Origin of the sequence: Thermogemmatispora sp. (genome assembly GCF_042408735.1) — a bacterium.
Taxonomy (GTDB): Bacteria; Chloroflexota; Ktedonobacteria; order Ktedonobacterales; family Ktedonobacteraceae; genus Thermogemmatispora.
In genome coordinates, this window is sequence record NZ_JBHOQV010000109.1 from 55,201 (window position 1) to 69,701 (window position 14,501).

Annotated in this window: 12 protein-coding genes; 8 read left to right on the plus strand and 4 right to left on the minus strand. The window is 63.1% G+C overall.

Annotated features, from left to right (window positions below; translation table 11 throughout):
* The first annotated feature begins 39 nt into the window (after nt 1-39).
* Together ACFMO7_RS09205 and ACFMO7_RS09210 are read left to right on the plus strand one after the other, a co-directional pair.
* Nucleotides 40-381, plus strand: coding sequence for a hypothetical protein (locus tag ACFMO7_RS09205; RefSeq protein ID WP_376795189.1), 342 nt, complete (start codon nt 40-42; stop codon nt 379-381).
* Nucleotides 382-594: 213 nt separating this feature from the next.
* Nucleotides 595-1,233, plus strand: a complete 639-nt coding sequence (locus ACFMO7_RS09210; RefSeq protein ID WP_376795190.1) for an RNA polymerase sigma factor — start codon at nt 595-597, stop codon at nt 1,231-1,233.
* Between the two features lie 75 nt (nt 1,234-1,308).
* Here ACFMO7_RS09210 and ACFMO7_RS09215 read toward each other — a convergent pair whose 3' ends face one another.
* Nucleotides 1,309-2,322, minus strand: a complete 1,014-nt coding sequence (locus tag ACFMO7_RS09215) for a helix-turn-helix transcriptional regulator (protein ID WP_376795191.1) — start codon at nt 2,320-2,322, stop codon at nt 1,309-1,311.
* 328 nt (nt 2,323-2,650) lie between these two features.
* Here ACFMO7_RS09215 and ACFMO7_RS09220 point away from each other — a divergent pair, with 328 nt between their 5' ends.
* The 4 genes from ACFMO7_RS09220 to nagA all read left to right on the plus strand — a co-directional run bounded on the left by ACFMO7_RS09220 (nt 2,651) and on the right by nagA (nt 9,900).
* Nucleotides 2,651-4,579, plus strand: coding sequence for an ABC transporter ATP-binding protein (locus tag ACFMO7_RS09220; protein ID WP_376795192.1), 1,929 nt, complete (start codon nt 2,651-2,653; stop codon nt 4,577-4,579).
* The gene (locus ACFMO7_RS09225) at nt 4,576-6,504 is read left to right on the plus strand and encodes an ABC transporter ATP-binding protein (RefSeq protein ID WP_376795193.1); all 1,929 of its coding nucleotides are present in this window, start codon (nt 4,576-4,578) and stop codon (nt 6,502-6,504) included. Before ACFMO7_RS09220 ends, ACFMO7_RS09225 begins: the two co-directional genes overlap by 4 nt.
* Nucleotides 6,505-6,880: 376 nt before the next feature.
* Nucleotides 6,881-8,125, plus strand: coding sequence for an NAD(P)/FAD-dependent oxidoreductase (locus ACFMO7_RS09230; protein WP_376795194.1), 1,245 nt, complete (start codon nt 6,881-6,883; stop codon nt 8,123-8,125).
* Nucleotides 8,126-8,703: 578 nt separating this feature from the next.
* Nucleotides 8,704-9,900 carry an N-acetylglucosamine-6-phosphate deacetylase gene (gene nagA / locus ACFMO7_RS09235; protein ID WP_376795195.1) on the plus strand — a complete coding sequence of 399 codons (1,197 nt, stop codon included), beginning with the start codon at nt 8,704-8,706 and terminating at the stop codon, nt 9,898-9,900.
* 130 nt (nt 9,901-10,030) lie between these two features.
* On the opposite strand, the gene ACFMO7_RS09240 is transcribed toward nagA, so the two are convergent.
* The 3 genes from ACFMO7_RS09240 to mocA all read right to left on the minus strand — a co-directional run bounded on the left by ACFMO7_RS09240 (nt 10,031) and on the right by mocA (nt 12,600).
* A complete protein-coding gene (locus ACFMO7_RS09240; RefSeq protein ID WP_376795196.1) occupies nt 10,031-11,071 on the minus strand; it encodes an SIS domain-containing protein in 1,041 nt (346 codons plus the stop codon).
* Between the two features lie 328 nt (nt 11,072-11,399).
* Nucleotides 11,400-11,831 carry a tetratricopeptide repeat protein gene (locus ACFMO7_RS09245; RefSeq protein ID WP_376795197.1) on the minus strand — a complete coding sequence of 144 codons (432 nt, stop codon included), beginning with the start codon at nt 11,829-11,831 and terminating at the stop codon, nt 11,400-11,402.
* Nucleotides 11,832-11,928: 97 nt separating this feature from the next.
* The gene (gene mocA / locus ACFMO7_RS09250) at nt 11,929-12,600 is read right to left on the minus strand and encodes a molybdenum cofactor cytidylyltransferase (protein WP_376795198.1); all 672 of its coding nucleotides are present in this window, start codon (nt 12,598-12,600) and stop codon (nt 11,929-11,931) included.
* A gap of 219 nt (nt 12,601-12,819) precedes the next feature.
* Between mocA and larE the strand changes: the two genes are divergently transcribed.
* Entirely contained in the window at nt 12,820-13,743 is a 924-nt protein-coding gene (larE, locus tag ACFMO7_RS09255) for an ATP-dependent sacrificial sulfur transferase LarE (RefSeq protein ID WP_376795199.1), read from the plus strand.
* Nucleotides 13,715-14,473 carry a hypothetical protein gene (locus tag ACFMO7_RS09260; RefSeq protein ID WP_376795200.1) on the plus strand — a complete coding sequence of 253 codons (759 nt, stop codon included), beginning with the start codon at nt 13,715-13,717 and terminating at the stop codon, nt 14,471-14,473. Before larE ends, ACFMO7_RS09260 begins: the two co-directional genes overlap by 29 nt.
* The last annotated feature ends 28 nt before the right edge of the window (nt 14,474-14,501 follow it).

Below are 14,501 nucleotides of genomic sequence, written 5' to 3' on the forward strand. Positions count from 1 at the left end.
GAAGGAAGATCGGAGCAAGTGTACAGAAAGGATAAGAAAATGAACTTCTCACTGCTCAACAAGCTTGTCCTGGCGGCCAGGAGGGACGGTCTGACCCTCCAATGGAGCCTGATCCATCTGCTTGAGCGGCTTGAGCGCTACGAGCAGCGGCTCAGCCGAGTGCGCTACTGGGGTGGGGGCAGCGAAGAAAGCGAAGCGCAGCAGCTCCGGCTAGACAGCGAGGCCCTTGCGCTCGTGCTGGCAGCCGTCTTAAAAGCCTATCCAGCCGGAGCCGACCTTGTCCTTGAAGAGCAGTGCCAGCCGGAGCCGGCTTCCCCGCCGAACAAACTGGAGTTGGACCAGCGAGATGGGCAGGTCAGCGGAAGACAAGAGCCTTCCTAGTCCTGGGCCGGCGTAGCGAATTTGCCGAGCCGGCAGAAGCCGGAGAGCCAGGCTGGCCCGGCCGGCGTCTTGGGGGGCAGAGCTGAGCTGACAAAGGTTAGTTTCTGCTTAGAAAAGCCCACAGCGGAGCTTATCCGCCGCGCTTGCGCTTGTCTTATGTGCTGAAAGACGCTACCCTGTTTAGTAGGAAGAACGAAAGCGAGGCAACGGTGTATGCAAATAGATCAGAAACAAGAAAGTTCCTGGCGAGGGAAGCGCCCAAGCGATGGGCACCTTGCCCAGCGTGCTCTGGAGGGAGACGAAAGGGCCTTTGAAGCGCTCGTCCAGCGCTACAGTGGCCCGCTTTTCAGCTTCATCTGTCACTTTCTTGGCGACTACGATCAGGCTTGCGATATTTTGCAGCAAGTCTTTCTCCAGCTCTATCTCTCGCTGCCCGGCCTCCACCTGGGAGTTCCTCTGAAGCCCTGGCTCTTCCAGGTCGCGCGCAATCGCTGTCTTGATGAACTCAGAAGAAAGAGGGCCCTGACCTTCTCCGAACTAGAGAGTGGGGGAGGAGGCGGAGAAGAAGAGGAGCTGCCCATGGCCGTCGAAAGCATAGCGGATGGGCGCCCGCTGCCCGAGGAGCTAGCCGAGCGTCGTGATCTCCAGCGGCTGCTTTTAGGAGCCATTCAAGGCTTACCGCCCCGCTTTCGGGCCGTTGTGCTGCTGCGCTACACGGCCCAATTGAGCTTTGCAGAGATTGGGCAGGCGCTCAGCATGCCCGAAGCCACCGCCAAGACCTATTTCCAGCGTTCCAAACCTTTCCTGCGTGCCTCCCTGAGTGGGCAGGTACGAGCCGGAACCCCCTCCTGACAGGCCGGAGAGGAAGCGGCCTGCCAGGCAGACGGGGCGCTGCCGCTGCCGATGCCGCTACGCAGTCTGGCCTGACTAGAAGTTAGAAGCGTCCTTCACCTCCTCACGATAGAGCGTTGCAATGCGCTCTGCCGTGGTCAGCACTGCGGCCCGCAGGCGAGCCGGACTAAGGACCACGGCCTCGCTGCCCAGAGAGAGCACGAAGGCCACGGCCTCCTGCAGCGACTCCTGTTGCACGCGCACCAGCACGCTTCCATCGGCCTCCTCGCGCAGCACGGCATAGTTGCCGCGCAGGCGGTAGCGCGCCGCCGCTTTGACGCGCAGGGTAACCGCCAGCGGCTGCTCCTTCTCGGTCAGGTGACGCCGCGCCTCCCTCCAATAGCTCGCCAAATCGAAATCCGGTCGTGGCTGAATCCGCTCCTGGCGAACACGCAGATCCTGAATATAGCCCACGCGGAAGATCTCGATCGCCTGACTCACATGGCAGAAAGCCACCAGGTACCAGACCCCGGTACGCACCTGGCGCGATGTCAGCCCCTTATAGACCAGGCCGTAGGGATCCACCCGCAGCCAGCGCAGGGCCGGCATGGCCTGGCGTGTCGTCCAGGGATAGAGCAGATCGAGGCGGCGCCCGGCCAGCACCGCATCACGAATGCTTTCCAGGAAGGCCCCCGTTGTCCCATCGCCGTCCCAAGCCGTGGTATCAAACAAAATATGCTCGCGCGCAGCCTTGATGTCGGCGCGATACTCCTCTGGCAGGGCGGCCTCCAGCTTAAACAAGGCCCGGTGCAAATCATCGTCGTCGGCAAAGAGGCTGTAGTTGCCGGCCATATCTACACCGAGCACCAGCGAGACCGCTTCCTCGCGCGTAAATACCCTTGCATCAAAATGGTAGTTATCTGCAAGATAGTAGCCACCGCCCGGGCCATAATCCATCGCGATGGGCACATGGGCGAGCGAAAGAGCATCGATATCGCGATAGATGGTGCGTGCTGAAACCCCCAGAATGCTGGCCAGCCGCTGGGCCGTCATCTTCCCGCGTGCTTGCAGGAGCAGAGTAATCGCCAGCAAGCGCTCTATCTTCTGCATACCTCTAGTATGGAACGATCCTTCTGAAAAGACAAGGGATAATGTGGAACACTCTGCCTCATCGTGCCGCTCTGAATCGCATCTGCCGCTTGCTTGTTCCCTGAATGGGCGCTAAAGCGAGCCAGCGGCTCTCTGGCTCAGCCAATTTCATCCTTTCTTTCTCCGATTGAGCCAAAGACTGACAGCTCTTTGTCAGCTATAGGCGCCTAGACTGTTTCTGGAGGAACGCCCAAATCTTCCGGAACAGGCGGTGCGTCCTCTCGCCGGGCCTGTCCGATAGAAGTCCTCACCCGTTGCGGTCGATGCCTGCCAGAAAGGAACACATCTCATGTCAGCGATCGTCGCCGAAGCGATGCGCAAAACATTCTTTTCCCTCGATATTGCCTGGTGGAGAAGCAACTGGCGCATCTGCAAGCGCATCATAGGCCTCTTGAAGCCTTACTGGCTCTCCTCGCTAGGAGCGGTCATCTCGATGGTCCTGGCCACCGTAGCGGCTCTGGTGGTCCCCTGGCTCTTGGCCTGGGTCATCGACGTCGGCATCAGAGGGGGGCAATTTCACAGCCTCTTGCTGGCCGCGGGCGCCATTCTGCTCATCAGCGCCCTGCGCGGCCTCTTTTCCTACGGTCAGAGCTATCTCTCGCAGGCCGTTTCCTGTCATGTTGCCTATGATCTACGCAACCAGGTCTACGACCACCTACAGCGGCTCGACTTCTCTTTTCATGATGATGCCGAGACCGGTCAACTCATGTCGCGGCTGACCGTTGATATCGAAGGGGTGCGCAACTTTATTCCTCTGGGGCTGCTGCGTGCTCTTGTGGCAATTGTTACCTTTGGCGCTGTAGCTATTATTTTGCTTCAGCTTGACATTTTTCTTGCTCTCATCACACTTCTCAGCGTCCCTCTGTTGATGCTGCTGGCTGTCCAGGTGGGCAAGCGCCTGCGCCCGCTCTGGGAAAAGGTTCAGCAAGAGAACGGTGTACTGGGCACCATCATGCAAGAGAGCCTGAGTGGCATGCGCATTGTCAAATCCTTTGCCCGCGAGCCGTTCGAAGTCGAGAAATACGATCGACAGAATCGCAAACTTCGCGAGCTGAATCTAGAGGCCATGCGTCTCTCGGCCTGGAATCAGCCCTTGATGGTGCTCGTTCTCAACCTGATCACCGTCCTGCTGGTTTGGGTAGGAGGAGTAGCCGTCATTGGTCATCGGCTGAGCCTGGGCACGCTGGTAGCGGTCACCCAGTATGTGCTGGTGTTGGGGACGCCGACGCGCACGCTGGGCTTCATGGTGACCTGGTTCATGCGGGGCATCTCCTCGGCGGCCCGCATCTTCGAGATACTCGACACGCCCCCCGTAATCACCGATGCCCCGGGGGCGCGCGAGCTACGGGACGTGCGCGGCCATATCCGGTACGAGCGCGTCTCCTTTGCCTACGCGGGCGGACAGGAGGTCCTGCACGATATCTCCATCGAGGCCCGACCGGGCGAGATCATCGCCATTCTTGGAGCCACCGGGGCTGGCAAGAGCACCCTGCTGCACCTGCTCCCGCGCTTCTACGACGTCAGCGCCGGGCGGATTACCATCGATGGTCACGACGTGCGCCAGGTGACCCTGGCCTCACTGCGGCGCTCCGTCGGGCTGGTCCTGCAGGACGTCTTCCTCTTCAATGCCACCCTGCGCGAAAACATCGCCTATGGAGTGGAGGAGGCCAGCGATGAACAGATCGTAGCCGCGGCCAAAATCGCCCGCATCCACGACTTCATCTGCAGCCTGCCCAACGGCTACGACACCTGGGTTGGGGAGCGCGGCGTGACTCTCTCCGGAGGGCAGAAGCAGCGCATTGCCATTGCGCGCACCCTGCTCCTCAACCCTCCCATTCTCATCCTGGACGACTCGACCTCCAGCGTCGACATGGAGACCGAGTATTTGATCCAGCAAGCCCTGGAGGCGGTCATGCGCGGGCGCACGACCTTCGTTGTGGCCTCGCGCCTGCGCACCATCAAGCACGCCCATCAGATTCTCATTCTTGACCGGGGGCGCATCGTTGAGCGAGGCACGCACGAAAGTCTCCTGGCTCGCAACGGCCTCTATCGCCGCCTCTACGACCTGCAGTTGCGCGAGCAGGAGGAATTTGAGGAACGCTATTATCGACAGCAGCACCCTACTCACGGCGGAGAGGCCAACCGGGCTGAGGAGCCAGCGAAATCGCCGATCCTGACGAAGGAGAGCTGTTGTCAGCAGAGAGGAGGGAAGAGATGAAGGATCAGCGGCGACAAGCCGGGCGACACCAGGCCAGCCGCGCCTATCTGGAGCGACGGCGCCGGCTCTTGTGGGAGGAGAACACCCTGGCCAGTGCCGACGAGAGCGAGACGCGCCGCTTTGACTGGCGCTCCATTCGCCTCTTTGGTCTTTATCTGGCGCGCTACAAGGGACTCACCGCCCTCAGTGTCCTGCTGATGCTCATCTACACCGCCACCAACCTGGCCAATCCCTACCTCATCGAGGTCGCCATCGACCAGTTCATCACTCGGGGCGACCTGGGGGGGCTGGCCCTGATCTGCCTGCTGCTCCTGCTAGTCAACGTTGTCATGTGGCAGGCCCAATACTGGCAAATCTGGACCATGTCCTGGGCGGGACAACAAGTGCTCTACCTGCTCAGCTCTGACATGTTCAAGCATCTGCAGCAGCTTGCCTTGAGCTTTTACGATCGCACCCAGATCGGGCGCGTCATGTCGCGCCTGCAGAGCGATATCGACGTACTGGAGAGCATGCTCAGCTCCGGTCTGCTCTCTATTCTCGGCTCGCTAGTGGCCCTGGTAGGCATCATCGGGGCCATGATCGCCATGAATGCCTGGCTGGCCCTGCTCTCCTTCGCCGTCCTGCCGGTCATGTTCGTCATCGCGGCCTTCTGGTCGCGCCATGCCGAGCGCTCCTTCCGACGTACCCGGGCTGCTATCTCCCTGGTCAATGCCACTCTCCAGGAAAATATTTCAGGGATGCGCGTCATCCAGAGTCTGGCGCGTGAAGGGCGCAACCGTGGCGAGTTCGACGAACTGAACGCCTACAATCGTGATACCAACCTGGAGGCAAACCGCATTTCCTCGCTCGTGCTCCCGCTGGTCGAAGTCGTGGCGGCGGTCGCCATTGCCCTGGTTGTGGTCTACGGAGGGATGGAGGTCGCGCGCGGCACTCTGCAAGTGGGCGTCCTGGTTGCCTTCACCCTCTATATCAATCGCTTCTTTGATCCCATTCGAGAACTGAGCATGCAGTACACTCAGCTTCAGCGTGCCGCCGTGGCCGCCGAGCGCATTTATCAGATCCTCTCGATACCCGTGGACATCACCGACAGGCCCGGGGCGCGCGAGCTGCCGCCGATCCGGGGCGAGATCGAATTTCGCAACGTCACTTTTGGCTATACACCCCGCTACACGGTGCTGCGCGGACTAAACCTGCACATCGAGCCTGGGCAGACCGTGGCGATCGTTGGGCCGACCGGGGCCGGTAAGACCACCATTGCCGGCCTGGTCACGCGCTTCTACGATGTCCAGGAGGGGGCTGTCCTCATCGATGGGCATGATGTGCGCGACGTCACCCAGCGCTCGCTGCGCCGGCAGATCGGAGTTGTGCCCCAGGACCCCTTTCTCTTTACAGGGACCGTCAAAGAGAACATCCGCTACGGTCGGCTGGAGGCCAGCGACGAGGAGATCATCGCGGCGGCGCGCGCCGTGGGCCTGCACGAGCTGGTCGAACGCCTTCCCCAGGGCTACGAGACACCCATCCGCGAGCGTGGGCGCAACCTGAGTATGGGCCAGCGCCAGCTCATCGCCTTCGCTCGCGCGCTCCTGGCCGACCCGCGCATCCTCATTCTGGACGAGGCGACGGCCAACATCGACACCGTCACCGAGCTGATCGTTCAGCAAGGGCTTCAGCGCTTGCTGCAGGGACGCACCGCCATTGTGATCGCTCATCGCCTCTCGACCATCAAGAACGCCGACCTGATCGTCGTGCTCCAACAGGGGCAGGTTGTCGAGCAGGGCAGGCACGAAGAGCTGCTGGCCCGTAACGGAGTCTACGCCAAGCTCTATGCGATGGGCTTTCGTGAGTCCTCCGAGCCAGGGGCGGGCCAGGCTCCAGAGCCTGAGCTGGCGGAAAGGTGCCAGCTCCAGAAAAGGGTCGTTTCCTGACGCGGCCTGCAGCGACAGCGTGGGCCGGAGCTGCCTGACGCCAGGAAGGAGAAAGGCGGCCCCGGCCTTGCCGGCTTGACAGAGCGGGGGAGAGCTTTTTATCATCAATCATAGATAGGATGGTTGTCAGGTGGTAGCGTGGCCTGCCCGGGATGTGCAGGACCGCCATCGCCCAGGAGCCGCGCGGCTCTTCTCCTCCGCTAGCCGGCTGCCTTGCGGGATGTGCCCGGTTGCTCCTGACGCATTGCTCCCCAGAGGGCATGCTGTAGCGTGCCGCCGTCGTTATCTCGCCAGGGCTTCGCGCCCTTGGGAGGGAGGACGGTGATGCGCATCTCGCACGGATTGCCGCGCTACTGCCCTTGTGAAAAGGAGCTTTATGCGAGTTGAAACGCAGACCGAAGCCGATCCTGATCGACGCACGACCGTAGTTCCACCAACCACTCCTGTTCCTCAGTCCCTGATCCCCTGGTGGGACGGCCTTGATCCCGTAGTGCAGGCGGAGCTCCATCTGCCGGACATTGTCGATGAAGGCCCTCCCGCTCAACCGCTGGATGTCGTAGTGATAGGGGCCGGTGTTGCTGGCCTAAGCGCGGCCCTGAGCGCCCGCCGTGCTGGCGCGCGCGTGCTGGTATTGGAGCGCAATGCCCTCATTGGCCGCGGCACGAGTGGGCGCAATGCTGGCATATTAAGCGTAGGCATCAATGCCGACCTGACCACCCTGCCCGCGGGACATCCAGCCCTTGCCCTCTGGCCCGCCACAACCGAAGTGCTCTTCGCGCTGGTCAGGGAGGCGGCTCTCCCCGATTCGCTGCTCTCCCTGCGCCTGACTGGCTCGCTGAGCCTGGCCGAGACGATCAGTGCGGCCCGCAACCTGGCCCGCGAGGCGCATCTGCGCCTGCGCATGGGCCTGCGCGCTGAGCTATGGACCCCGGCCCAGGTAGCGGAAGCCACTGGGGGCCGACTCAACGTGCGCACAGTCTATGCGGCCCTCTGGCTGCCGGATGAAGCGCGCGTCCACCCGCTCACCCTGCTGGCCCACCTGGCCCGCCAGGCCCGGCGCGCTGGCGTCGAACTGCGCGGCAACGCGCCGGTGATAAGCTACGAAGAGGTGCCCTTGCCTGGGGGGGTCAGCGGCTGGCGCCTGCATCTGGCAGACGGCTGCACGCTGCTGACCCGCGGCCTGATCCTGGCCATTGGCCCGGGCGCTCGCCCCAACGCGCGCCTGTATGCCCTGGCCTTCCGTGCCGAGCTGCCGCCCGATTTCCCCATCTTTGGGGATGCCCTGCCCTATACCTATGCGGACTTCAGACCGGGCGAGGGCCGGCTGACGGTAACCGGTGGCCGCTATGGTCGCGCCGGGGTGACGCGCAACGACGCCCATTATCATTGCCGGCTGAAGGAGCTGACCTACCGCTGGCTGCCCGAGCTGGCCGACCAGGAACCAGCCTACACCTGGGCCGTGGACCTGGAGGTCACCCCGCAGATGGTCCCCGAGTTGCATCCCCTGGGAGCCGTGGCTCCGGCCCTGGCTATCGAGGGACTGGGCGCTCTGGGCATGCTGCCCGGCATGGTGCTGGGCGAGCGCGCCGGTAAGCAGGTGGCCACCGCGCTGGCTCACTGAGGTCAGGCGGCCTAAGCGCGGCATGCCTCCCTCGGCTTGCGTCAGCGAGGAAGCCCCGTCCTCGCTGAGGTGAGAGCGTCGGGCGGGCGGGCACGTGTTGTCTCGGCAACAGCACCTCTGAGCCTGGCTCGCCTGCTCGACGCCTGCGTCCGCTTCTCAGCTTTGCCTCCTCTCCTCTCCCTGGCTCACCCCTCGCTCGGGTCGACCCAGCTCCTGGTACTTCCCTGCCTGACCCGCCAGGACGCAGCGCAGCCCGCCTCGCTTACCTCTCGCCTCCCTGGCCGAAGGCCAGGCTGGTGGATGGGCTTGCCAAGTTGCTCATCACCTGGTACTCTTGTGCCTAGAGGTACAAATGAATAGTTGTATAGATCACATAGCCACTTGCCTTCAGGTGCCGTCGGGAGATGGTGCGCTAGAGGGCAGGAGCGTACTGGCGCGTACACATGCCTTTCATTGCGGGTGTGGTCGCGTTTTATATAATACTGTGGTCGCAGGTAGAAAAGTTCTCTTCTCCTGGGAATACTCCACAGTGTGAGGTACCAGCTGTCAAATCAAAGAACCAGTGAAGGAGTACGTATTTGGGCAGATTCACCTTTCAAGGAGCGCAACTCGTCGATGCACTGGCCGAGTTGTCTGACAGCAGCATCACCGTTGCCGATGGGAGGATTGAGCGGTCAGGTGAGGGAGAGAGGGCGGACCTGGTCATCGAAGCCGAGGACGCCATCATACTGCCGGGCTTCATCGATGTCCACACGCATGGGGGAGGCGGTTTCAATCTCAGCACGGAGGATGCGAGCGAGATCTGCGCTTATGCCCGTTGGGCGCCTGGCAGTGGTGCCACAGCCTTTCTTATTGGAGTGATAGGGGTTCCCCATGCCCTACCGGAGCCACAGCTCAGAGCGGCGGTGGAGGCGATTGAGCGCTGTCGGGCCAGCCGTGAGCCGTTGGCCGAGCCGTTGGGCATCCATTTGGAAGGTCCCTATCTCAACAGCGCGCGGAGGGGGGCCCACCTGCCCGAGTGGCTGCGCCAGCCCAGCGAGGCCGAGGCCGAGCGCATCTTGGAGCTAACGCGGGGCCATCTCCGGCTGGTCACCTTGGCCCCCGAGCTGCCTGGGGCTGAGGCCATGATCCGCCGCTTTCTAGAGGCGGGGGTGACCGTGAGTCTGGGGCATTCCGACGCCTCCTACGAGCAGGCCCGGCGGGCTTTTGCCCTGGGGATCAGCCATGTCACCCATTGCTTTAACGCCATGCGCCCACTCCATCATCGCGAGCCTGGGCCGCTGGGCGCTCTGGTTGAAGCGGAGCACGTGCGTGGTGAGCTAATCGTCGACGGGGTTCACGTTCATCCGGCGGCCATGAAGGCCCTGGTCAAGGCCCTGGGACCTGAGCGCACTGTGGTCATCACCGATGCTCTCTGCGGGGCAGGCAGTCCGGAGCGCTCCTTTGAGTTTGGGGGCCAGCGAGCCACCGTCATCGATGGGGCAGCTCGCCTGCCAGATGGCACCATCACGGGAAGCGTGCTGACCATGCAGCAGGCGCTGCGCAACGTTGTGCAGGTATTGGGCTTCTCCCTGCGCGAGGCGGCGCGCATGCTGGCCTACAACCCCGCCCTGGCCGCCGGCGCCGGGCAGCGCAAAGGGAGGCTGCTGCCCGGTTACGACGCCGACCTGCTCATGTTCGATCGAATGCTTGCCCTGCAGGCCGTTCTCTGTCGCGGGCGCCTGGCCTTTGTCAGCGAGTCCTGGCGCGAGCGGCTGGCCCCTCTGGCGGAGTAGGCAGGCAGCAAGACAAAGGATGCCCCGGACAAACGCCGGGGCATTGCTTTGTCCTGAGCGGATGAGAGGCGCTCGGCTCAGCCAGGAGGGGGGCAGGCAGGAGGCGCGGGCGCGTGACGGCTGGCTCCGATTAGAGCGTCAGCGTGACCTTCTGCAGGCCGCGCGGCACATCGGGATTGTAGCCACGGGTCAGTGCCAGGTGGAGCGCCAGCACCTGGCCAGGCACGATGGCCGTCACGGGGCTAAGCCAATCCGGCACGCCGCTGACCAGCGGCAGAGGCGTGCGGGCCAGGCCCAGGGCCTCGGCGTCCTCCGAGATGACCAGCAGCTCTGCGCCGCGGCGCCCCAGCTCCTCGGCCAGCTCACGCATATCGCCATAGGTGGCGTCGCGCGGCATGATCAGAATGGCCGGTAGGCCCGCATCGACCGTGGCAATCGGCCCATGGCGGAAGTCTGCGGACGAATAGGCATTGGCCATCACGTAGGTCAGTTCCTTGAGCTTAAGCGTCAGCTCAAAAGCCGTGGCGTAGTTAAAGCCGCGTCCGATGACCACGCAGCGGTCCATATAGCGATAGCGCTCGGCCAGACGGGAGATCTCCGTCGAGCGGTCCAGCACCTGCGAAAGGGCGGCGGGCAGGGCTTCCAGAGCTGCCAGATGGCTGCCTGGTTGGGGACTCCAGGCGGCGGCGAAGAGCGCCAGAGCAGTTAACTGAGCAGTATAGGTCTTTGTCGCGGCGACGCTGCGCTCGGGGCCGGCATGGAGAGCGACTACGTGGTCGGCGGCCCGTGCCAGAGGGGAGCTGGCGTCGTTGGTGATGGCCAGCGTTGGGCAGCCCTGGCGACGTCCCTCTTCCAGCACCGCCACGATGTCGGGCGACTGGCCCGACTGCGAGATGCCCACAACAAGGGCCCCCTCGAGACGGGGTGCCCGGCCATAGAGGGTGTAGAGGGAGGGCGTGGCCAGCGCTATCGTGTGGCCAGCCAGGGCCGCCCAGACATATTTCGCGTAGAGGGCGGCGTGATCCGACGATCCTCGGGCGGCGATCAACACATAGCTGAAGGCTGGCAGCGAGGCCACAATCTGCTCTACGTGGGGGCGCTCCCGTTCAAGCAGACGGGCGAGAACCTCGGGCTGACTGCGAATCTCTTGCTCAAGCAGTGATGAGGACATGCTCACTGTTCTCCGTTCGCTCCTGGTCGGATAGCTCGCTGAGTCAAGCTAGCTAGCCTGCCAGCGGCAGACATGACGGTGGCCTCGGCCTCCTTCCCGGACTGGTTGGCGTCGATGAAAAAGAAGAGAAGGGCAAGGGCCAAAAAAGGGGAAGCTTAGCTCAACCATCGGCCACCACTCCACTATCCTACCACGCCGTTGAACGCTTGCCCACCGTCTCACCTCCGGGCGCTGGTGCAGGCAGATAGACAGCCAGGCGGTCGCCTGGACCTGGTCTGGTCAGACCGGACCGCGTCCAGCCCAACCAGCTTAGCCCCAACCTGAGAAGTTATCTCTCTCTCCGTTCGGGGTCGACCTCGGCGGTGGCCTGCAAACGTGCCTTGCGCAGGCGGGCCTGCAGATAGTCAGGGTCAAGGCGCAGGGCTTCCTCGACGGCGGCCAGGGCCTCGGCGCGCCGTCCCAGTACTCCCAAAGCCCAGGCTTTGCCATCCCAGGCCGGGACATAGCGCCCGTCCCGGCGCAGAGCCTCCTCAAAGGAGGCCAAAGCCTCCTCGTGGCGAGCCAGCAGGCAGAGGCAAGCCCCGCGCAGGTACCAGGCGGCGGGATCGTCGGGCGCCAGGGCTAAGGCCCGCTCGACAGCTGCCAGGGCTTCAGCGTAGCGGATCGCCCCCCACAGCTCGCGCCCATAGCTGAGCCAGAAGGCGGCCTGCTCCCGCCTTGCGTCTTGAGACTGCGGCTGTCCTTCAGGCTGTTCAGGCATTGGTTTCCTCCTCGCTCACATGCTTGCTCCACAGGGACCAACCATCTGAGAACAGCCAGCCCGACGCTCCGGGCCTGGCCCGCCCAGTCCCAGCGGATCAGAGCGGGACGTTGTCCTGACCCTGGCCGGGCTGACCCTCCAGGACAGCCTGGTAGGCCTCCCAGGTGTCAACATCATAGGCGGCCAGGCGCTCTTCCACCTCGACGAGGGCTAGCTCGCTGCGATGGCGCTCGATGACGCGGCGCCCGCCCTCGTCGCCCTCGACCTGCTCCAGCTCGGGAAAGAGGTCAGCCGTGAAAAGCACTGGATTGCCGCGCTTTCCCCCGTAGCTGGGGGCCACGATGCGTCGGCCAGAGCTGCGCCAGGTGGCGATCAGCCGATCGATCAGGCGCGAGGAGATAAATGGTTGATCGCCCAGAAAGATCAGGGCGCTGGCTGGCGGTGGCTCGCCCAGGCGGGCGGCGCGGGCCAACAGAGCCTGCAGACCGCAGCGCAGCGAGGTGCTCATGCCCTGGGCATAGGCGGGATTGACGACCACCTCAACCGCCGGATGAGCTGCGTAGTCGCTCAGGGCCGCCCGCACCTCCTCTGCACGGTGACCCAGCACGATCACCAGGGGACGGGCCTGCGACCCAAGGATCGCCTCCAAACAATGCTGTAGCAGTGGACGCCCGGCCAGCGGCAAGAGGAGCTTATGCCGGCCCGCGCCCATGCGGCTGGAAGTACCGGCGGCCAGCAGGATAGCGGCGCTCACTGGCTCTTCGCTCACGATGGGCCTCTCAGAGTATCTGGCGTTTGCATCGATCAGGCTTGTCGGCCATGCTATAATAGCACTTGACCGCGTGCAGCCGAGATCTTCAACGCACTGCTGCTCTACCAGTATATCATCAGCTCGGCGAGGAACGCGGCGACCCCATCGCGGGTGGCAGGAGGACGGCCAGCGCCGGCGTTCCCCTTTAGGAGAGAAGAAAGGCAACACCGCAATCTTATGTACACGACTCCCTCAGTGAAGGACGAGCGCGTCACGGCGCCAGACGCCACAACCCTGGCGAAATATCGACGCCTGCGAGCCATCCTGAAAGAGATGCAATCGGTCCTGGTAGCCTATTCCGGTGGCGTCGATAGCACCCTGCTCCTGAAAGTGGCTCACGATGAACTGGGCGAGCAAGCTCTGGGGGCCCTGGCCCTCTCGCCCGCCTACGCGCCCGAGGAGGGTGAGGCCGCCTTGAAGCTGGCTGGCGAGCTGGGCATTCGGGTTCTGACTGTAGAGACGCACGAGCTTGAAGACGAGCGCTACCTGGCCAATCAGCCCAACCGCTGCTATTTTTGTAAAACCGAGCTGTTCACCCACCTGACAGCCCTGGCTCAGCAGCATGGCTTGCGCTATGTGGCCTACGGAGTTAACAAGGATGACGAGGGCGACTTCCGTCCCGGACAACGCGCGGCCCGCGCATTCGGTGTGCGCGGTCCCCTGCTGGAGGCCGGTCTGCGCAAAAGCGAGATCCGCACCCTGGCGCGCTGGCTGGGCTTGCCCGTCTGGGATAAACCCGCACTCGCCTGCTTCTCCTCGCGCATTCCCTATGGGACACGCATCGACATCGAGACATTACGAAAGATCTATCAAGCGGAGAAGCTCCTCCGCGATCTCGGCCTGCGTCAGGTGCGTGTGCGTCATCACGGGGATGTAGCTCGTATCGAGGTTGAGCGGCAAGACATGCCCCTCTTGATCGAAGAGGAGACGAGCCGCAAAATCACGGAAGGTTTGCGTCGTCTCGGCTATCTCTACGTCACCCTCGACCTCCTCGGCTTCCGCAGCGGCAGCATGAACGAAGGCTTCTTCAAAAAGAAAAGGCCAGTCATGGATGACCATCAGGAGACGAACGATGAGCAAAAGGAAGGCTCAGCAGGCTAGCGGCATCGTCAGACGCACGGCGAGACCGGGCCAGAGCACTCTGAACGGAGGGTTGCGGGTGGAAGAGCGCAAGCAAGAACTGAGCATCAAGCAGGCGAGAGAAGAGCGCAGGCGGCGCGAGCAGCAGCGGCGTGAGCGGGAGCGTCAGCGGGCCCAGCTTCGCCGCCTCCTCTTATCTGGTGGAATTGTGGTTATCTTACTGCTGCTCCTGGGAGGAGGAGCCTACTTTCTGATTCGCAGCGGAAGCGGGGGGCAGAGTCAGAGCCAGAATCTGAGCCAGAGCCATCCGATTGTCGATGCGGCCTATCCGCCGGTCGATCGGGTCTACTGCGATGCCAGCGAGCAGGTCGCGGTACACTATCACGCCCACCTCTCGATCTATATCAATGGCCAGCCCATCCAGATTCCCGCCAACACTGGCATCGCCAGCGACTGCATCTACTGGCTGCACACCCATGACACCACCGGAGTCATCCATATTGAGGCCCCCCAGAACGAGCGCTTTACCCTGGGGCAATTTCTGGCCATCTGGAAGAACAAGTTCCTGGACCTGGGCAGTGGCTTCCCCGGTCAGCTTGATCAGAGCACGGGCTGGACGGTCTATGTCGATGGGAAGCCCTATCAGGGCGACTTCCACGCCCTGCCCCTTCAAGCTCACGAACTCATTACCCTGGCCTACAATAGCCCCAGGGTGCAGCCCGATACCGTCTATAACTGGGGTAGTCTCTAAGAGAGGGGCCAGCGACCGCCGCCTGGCC